At 68.3% G+C, this 6,073-nt stretch carries 8 protein-coding genes; 5 read left to right on the top strand and 3 right to left on the bottom strand.

Annotated elements, in window-relative coordinates; all coding sequences use genetic code 11:
- Positions 1–199: 199 nt before the first annotated feature.
- The gene (locus tag E8A49_RS19890; RefSeq protein WP_293385765.1) at positions 200–889 is read right to left on the bottom strand and encodes an alpha/beta hydrolase; all 690 of its coding nucleotides are present in this window, start codon (positions 887–889) and stop codon (positions 200–202) included.
- Positions 890–1,019: 130 nt separating this feature from the next.
- Here E8A49_RS19890 and E8A49_RS19885 point away from each other — a divergent pair, with 130 nt between their 5' ends.
- Entirely contained in the window at positions 1,020–1,457 is a 438-nt protein-coding gene (locus E8A49_RS19885) for a MarR family transcriptional regulator (protein ID WP_293385763.1), read from the top strand.
- On the opposite strand, the gene E8A49_RS19880 is transcribed toward E8A49_RS19885, so the two are convergent.
- Positions 1,454–1,630: a DUF4169 family protein gene (locus tag E8A49_RS19880; RefSeq protein ID WP_293385761.1), complete on the bottom strand. Its 177-nt coding sequence runs from the start codon at positions 1,628–1,630 to the stop codon at positions 1,454–1,456. The two genes, E8A49_RS19885 and E8A49_RS19880, sit on opposite strands and share 4 nt — an antisense overlap.
- Before the next feature lie 61 nt (positions 1,631–1,691).
- Here E8A49_RS19880 and E8A49_RS19875 point away from each other — a divergent pair, with 61 nt between their 5' ends.
- Entirely contained in the window at positions 1,692–1,928 is a 237-nt protein-coding gene (locus E8A49_RS19875) for a DUF2171 domain-containing protein (RefSeq protein WP_293385759.1), read from the top strand.
- 124 nt (positions 1,929–2,052) lie between these two features.
- Positions 2,053–3,432: a M28 family peptidase gene (locus E8A49_RS19870; protein WP_293385757.1), complete on the top strand. Its 1,380-nt coding sequence runs from the start codon at positions 2,053–2,055 to the stop codon at positions 3,430–3,432.
- An 8-nt stretch (positions 3,433–3,440) separates the two neighbouring features.
- Here the strand turns inward: E8A49_RS19870 and E8A49_RS19865 are convergent, their stop codons facing one another.
- Entirely contained in the window at positions 3,441–4,643 is a 1,203-nt protein-coding gene (locus E8A49_RS19865) for a pyridoxal phosphate-dependent aminotransferase (RefSeq protein WP_293385755.1), read from the bottom strand.
- Positions 4,644–4,762: 119 nt separating this feature from the next.
- Here E8A49_RS19865 and E8A49_RS19860 point away from each other — a divergent pair, with 119 nt between their 5' ends.
- Together E8A49_RS19860 and E8A49_RS19855 are read left to right on the top strand one after the other, a co-directional pair.
- Positions 4,763–5,470, top strand: a complete 708-nt coding sequence (locus E8A49_RS19860; RefSeq protein ID WP_293385753.1) for a TVP38/TMEM64 family protein — start codon at positions 4,763–4,765, stop codon at positions 5,468–5,470.
- On the top strand, positions 5,470–6,073 hold a 604-nt coding region (locus E8A49_RS19855), incomplete at its 3' end, for a glutathione S-transferase family protein (protein WP_293385751.1). The genes E8A49_RS19860 and E8A49_RS19855, both read left to right, overlap by 1 nt.

Below are 6,073 nucleotides of genomic sequence, written 5' to 3'. Positions count from 1 at the left end.
TCTTATGGACGTTCATCCGGGGTCTCCCGGTTAGAGGTTGGAGCTTCGCAACCCCACTCTCTCAACCCGATCCCGGGTGAACAACCTTCGTAGCTTCGACACCTAGCTCGCCGGTCGGCGACATCGGACAGACCAAGGGCCCCGAAGTCGCCTTCGGGGCCCCATGCCTTGGCGAGCCGCGGGACGGCCTCGCTGTGGTCTACGCGGCCTGTTCGATCAGGTCGGCCACCACCTGCGGGTTCGACACGTAGATCGCGTGGCTGCCGACGATCTCCCGCACCGTGGCGCCGGCGCGCGCCGCCATGATCCGCTGGGCCGGCGGAGGGATCATGCCGTCCTCGGTGACCACCAGGTAGAAGCTGGGCTTGGTCTTCCAGGCCGGCTCGGTCGCCGCGCCCTGCAGGGCCTCGACGCCCCAAGGGACCTGCGAGCGGGCCATGAAGTCGGCCTTCTCCGGCGCCACGTCGGCGGCGAAGGCGGCGGCGAACTTCGCCTTGTCGAGGAACAGGAAGCCGTTCTGTGGCGGCAGGATCGGCGGGCCGGACACGCCGGGCGGCGGGTTGGCGATCAGCGAGGCGACCGACTCGCCGGCGTCGGGGGCGAAGGCGGTGATGTAGACCAGGCGCTTCACCTTCGGATGGCGGCCGGCCTCGGTGATCACCACGCCGCCATAGGAGTGGCCGACCAGGATGACGTCGCCGTCCTGGGCGTCGAGGACCTGGTTGGTCGCCGCGACATCGGCCGGCAGCGAGGTGGTTGGGTTCTGCACGATCGAGACGTTGTAGCCCTTGGCCGTGAGCAGGCTGGAGACGCCTTCCCAGCCGGAGCCGTCGACAAAACCGCCGTGCACCAGGACGACGTTGCGGATCGTGTTCGTGGTCGCGCTCATGGTCTTTCTCCCTGTCTGTTGGCGATAACTGTTATCGCGATAATCAAAAGATAAGCCCGGTAAAAAACCGCTTGTCCAGACATTTTTTATCGCGATAATGATTTTTGTCGTCATGAACCCGGGAGCGACTGTGGACCTCGAGTTTCCCTTGCCCTTGGACCGCCAGCTGGGGTTCGGGCTGTACAGCGCCTTCATGGCGGTGAGCCGGGTCTACAAGCCCTGGTTGGACAAGCTGGGCCTGACCTATCCGCAGTACCTCGTCCTGTGCGTGCTGTGGGAGGAGGACGACCAGACCATCGGCGGGATCGCGGCGCGCCTCGACCTCGAACCCAGCACGATCACGCCCTTGATGAAGCGCCTCGAACAGGCCGGGCATGTGGTTCGCCAGCGCAATCCGGCCGACGAGCGGCAGGTGAGGGTCCGCCTGACCGACCAGGGCCGCGCGGTCCGGGCGCAGACCAAGACCCTGGCCGAGGCCCTCTACGGCAAGTCGGGCATGACGGTCGACGAGGTCGCCGACCTCAATACGAGGGTCAAGGCCCTGCGGGACTCCTTCCGGACGCCCTAATCCTCGCGCTTGGCGTCGTCCAACTGCCGCCGCGCCCGCTCAGCCTCCAGCCTGGACACCGTCCGCTCGGCCTTCTTCACGCCGAAGACGCCGCGGTTCTGCGCCGCCTGGGCCTTGGCCTCGGCCTTGGCGCGGGCCTTTCGGGCCTTGTTCAGGTTGATCGGTTCGACCATGGCGCAACCTCCCACGGGCCCTGCCGTTTCCCAAGCCTCAAGGCCTCAGAGGAGACGAGACGTGATCCAGGCATCCCAGATTCGCGAGCACATGGAAGTCGAGGGCTCCGACGGCAAGCATGTCGGCCGCGTGGACAAGGTGATCGGCGACGAGATCGAACTGACCAAGCTCGACATCGCCGCAGGCCTCAAGCATCACATGATCCCGCTGACGTGGGTCGAGATGATCGACGACGACACCGTGCGCCTGAACATGACCAAGGACGCCGCCAAGGCGGGCTGGCGCACCAAGCACTGACGCGCTCGTCGACTTACACTCGTCGCATCGGCCCTAGCCGGACTCACGCGCCCCATGCCACCTTGACCACGGGCACGGAGCGACGCCGTCGCTTGCATCCGCCCACGGATGATCGGGAGAGACGGTGAAGGTCCAAGTCCTGTTTGCGGCGGCCCTGACCTCGGCCGCCGCGTTCGCCGCGCCGCTTCCGCTCGAAGCCGCACGGCCCGCCGTCTGCGCCGAGTGCGTCAAGACCAACATGCAGCGCCTGGCGGGCGATGAGCTGCGCGGCCGCGGCTGCGGCACCGAGGACGAGCATGCCGCCGCCCACTTCGTGGCCGACACCCTGAAACGCTATGGCGCCGCGCCGGGCATCGGCCCGGACAACTACCTGATGCCGGTGCGGCTCTCCACGCCCACCGCCGCCTCGCCGCCCAGCCTGGAGTTCGTCAGCGGCGCGACGCATGTCACCCTGGCGCAAGGCCGCGACATGGCCGCCATGGAGCCGCCGCCCTCGCTGCAAGCGCCCTTCATCCGCCTGACCGACGCCAAGGCGGCGACCGACGCGGTCAAGGGCAAGCTGGTGGTCTACGACAGCCCGATCTACGACGCCTCCGGCATGCAGGCCCTGCTGAAAGCCGGCGCCGTGGCGGTGGTCGTCCCGGTCAGCGACGAGATCCGGGGACACTGGGACGACATCTCCACGCGCCCGCCCGGCCGCACCCAGATCGACGGGATCGAGCGCGGCGTCCGCAACTCTGGCGTCGTGATCTTCGCCAAGGCCGACGCCATGGCCGCCCTGCGCAAGCTCCCCGAAGGCGAGGCGACGCTCAGCGCGCCGCAAGGTCCGCCGCGCGAGCGCACCACCTACGCCGTCCTGGGCGTGCTGCGCGGCGCGGCGCCCGACGCCGACCATCACGCCATCCTGCTCAGCGCCCACTACGACCACCTGGGGGTCCGGGGCGGGGTGATCTACCACGGCGCCAACGACGACGCCTCGGGCACCGCGGCGGTCCTGGAGTTCGCCCGCATCCTGGGCCAGGGCGGCAAGCCCAAGCGCGCGGTCTACTTCGCCCTCTGGGGCTGCGAGGAGGAGGGCGGCCTGGCCGCGCGCGCCTTCCTGGCGCATCCGCCGATGATGACCAACGACATCTCCGCCAACATCGAATTCGAGATGATCGGCGTCGACGATCCCAAGCACCCGGGCTTCATGATGATGACCGGCTGGGAGCGCTCGAACCTCGGCCCGACCCTGGCCGCGCATGGGGCCAAGATCGTCGCCGACCCTTATCCGGAGCAGAATTTCTTCCAGCGCTCCGACAACTATGCCCTCGCGCAGAAGGGCGTGGTCGCCCAGACGGTCAGCGCCTGGCCGATCCCGCCGACCTACCACGACCCCAGCGACGACCTGGCCCATGTGGACCTGAACCTGATGGACCGGGTGATCGGCTCGATGGTCGCGCCGGTCACATGGCTGGCGAACAGCAGCTTCACCCCAAGCTGGAACCCCGGCCAGAAGCCTTAGGGCCAGCCCTATTTCACCGCCGCGCAGAACCGCTGGATGCGCGAGCAGGCGTCCTCCAGCGCGGCGTTGGAGGTCGCGTAGCTGATCCGGAAGAAGGGCGACAGGCCGAACGCCGCGCCGAACACCACCGAGACGCCCTCGGTCTCCAGGAGCTCGACGGCGAAGTCCTGGTCGTTCTCGATGACCTTGCCGGACGGCGCGGTCTTGCCGATCAGCGCCTCGACGGACGGATAGACGTAGAAGGCGCCCTCCGGCGTCGGGCAATGGATGCCGCGGGCCTGGTTCAACATGGAGACCACCAGGTCGCGCCGGCTTTCGAACAGCTTGGCGTTCGGCTTGATGAAGTCCTGCGGCCCGTTCAGCGCCTCGACCGCCGCCCATTGCGAGATCGACGAGGGGTTCGACGTGGTCTGGCTCATCACCTTGGCCATCAGCTTGATCAACGGCTCCGGCCCCGCCGCGTAGCCGATGCGCCAGCCGGTCATGGCATAGGCCTTGGAGACCCCGTTCATGGTCAGGGTGCGGTCGTAGAGCGCGGGTTCCACCTGGGCGATGGTGGTGAACTCGAAGTCGCCGAACACCAGGTGCTCGTACATGTCGTCGGTGAGGATCCAGACCTGCGGATGGCGCAGCAGCACCTCGGCCAGCGCCTTCAGCTCGGCCCGCGTGTAGGCCGCGCCCGACGGGTTCGACGGCGAGTTCAGGAACAGCCAGCGGGTCCTGGGCGTGATCGCCGCCTCGAGGTCGGCCGCGCTTAGCTTGAAGCCGCTCTCGGCTGTGGTCGGGGCCGCCTTGGGCTCGCCGCCGGCCAGGCGCACGATGTCCCAGTAGCTGACCCAGTAGGGCGTCGGGATCACCACTTCGTCGCCGGGGTTAAGCGTCGAGATCATGGCGTTCCAGATCACCGGCTTGCCGCCCGGCGAGACGTTCACCTGGCTCGCCTTGTAGGCCAGGCCGTTCTCGCGCTGGAACTTCGCGACGATGGCCTCCTTCAGCTCCGGGATGCCGTCGACGGTGGTGTACTTGGTCTTGCCGTCGCGGATGGCCTTGATGGCCGCTTCCTTGATGTTCTCCGGGGTGTCGAAGTCCGGCTCGCCGGCGGCCAGCGAGATGATGTCGCGCCCGGCCGCCTTCAGCTCGCGGCCTTTCTGGTCGGCCGCCAGGGTGGCGGACGGCTTGACGCGCGACAGGGCGGTGGATTCAAGCGACATGGCGGGCTTCTTGGCTCCCGAAGGTTCGGTTGGACGGAACGGCGAGGCTTTAGCCCAAGCCGCCGGTTGGGTGAACCCGGCTTGACCCATCTTCACCGATCGGCGACCTGAGGCGCTGCATGCGCCGGCTTCTCCAGGTCCTGTCGAATATGGACGCCCAGGCGTGGCGGACGCTGCTGGTGTCCTTCCTGTTGTTCGGCGGCGTGGGGCTGGTGTTCGTGTTCGGGGCGCCGGCGCTGGGCTTCAACGGGGCGGCGACCGTGCAGACCTGGATGCGGCCGGCGTCGGGACCCTGGTCGCTGCCGGCGGCGGTGGCGGCCTTCGCGGTGCTGGCCTTCGTGGGCGTGCCGCAGATCATGCTGATCGCCGCGGCGGTGGTGGCCTTCGGGCCGGAACTGGGTTGCGCCTATAGCTGGATCGGCACCATGGCCTCGTCCCTGGTGGGCTTCTATCTCGGCCGCGCGGCGGGTGCGAAGGCGCTGGAGCGGTTCTCCGGCGCGGGGCTGGCGCGGTTCATGACGCTGATCGCCAAGAACGGCTTCTTTGCGAGCTTCATCGTGCGCCTGGTGCCCTCGGCGCCCTTCATCGTGGTCAACATGGCGGCGGGCGTCACGCCGATGCGGGTGGTCGACTTCACCTTGGGCACGGCGCTGGGCATCGTGCCCAAGATCGCGCTGACCGCCTTCGCTGGCCGCTCGATCTTCCGGGTGCTGCGCGGCGAGATCGGCAAGGACACGCTCTGGCTGGCGGCGATCGCCGCGGCCTGGGTCGGGATCGGACTGGGAGCGCGCGCCTGGCTGAAGCGCCGTGAAGGAGAAGTGAGCTGATGCTGAAGCTGTTCCACGCCTGGGGCTCGTGTTCCCTGGCCTCGCTGATCGCACTCGAGGAGGCCGGCGCCGACTACGAGCTGGTGGTGATGGACACCAAGGCCTTCGACCAGCGGACGCCGGAATACCTGGAGATCAATCCCAAGGGACGGGTGCCGGCCCTGGTCACCGATCTGGGCGTGCTCACCGAGACCCCGGCGATCCTGTCCTACATTCCCGAGGCGCACCCCGCAGCGGGGCTGCTTCCGGTGGACGCTTGGGAGCGGGCCCAGGCGCACGCGTTCAATTCCTATCTCTGCGCGACGGTGCACGTCGCCCACGCCCACAAGCACCGCGGCTACCGCTGGACGGACGATACCGCCGCCCAGGCGGCGATGACCGCGGCCGTGCCGAAGAACGAGATCGCCTGCTTCCGGCTGATCGAGGACCGGATGTTCAAAGGGCCCTGGGTGTTGGGCGAGCGGTTCTCGGTCTGCGACGCCTACCTCTACACCCTGTTCGGCTGGCTGCCCGGCGACGGGGTCGACACGGCCCAGTTCCCGGCGATCCTCGACAACAGCCGCCGCGTCGAGGCGCGCCCCGCCGTGCGCAAGGTTCTTGCCC

Origin of the sequence: Phenylobacterium sp. (genome assembly GCF_004799515.1) — a bacterium.
Lineage (GTDB): Bacteria > Pseudomonadota > Alphaproteobacteria > Caulobacterales > Caulobacteraceae > Phenylobacterium.
This window is presented reverse-complemented; position numbering and strand designations above follow the sequence as displayed.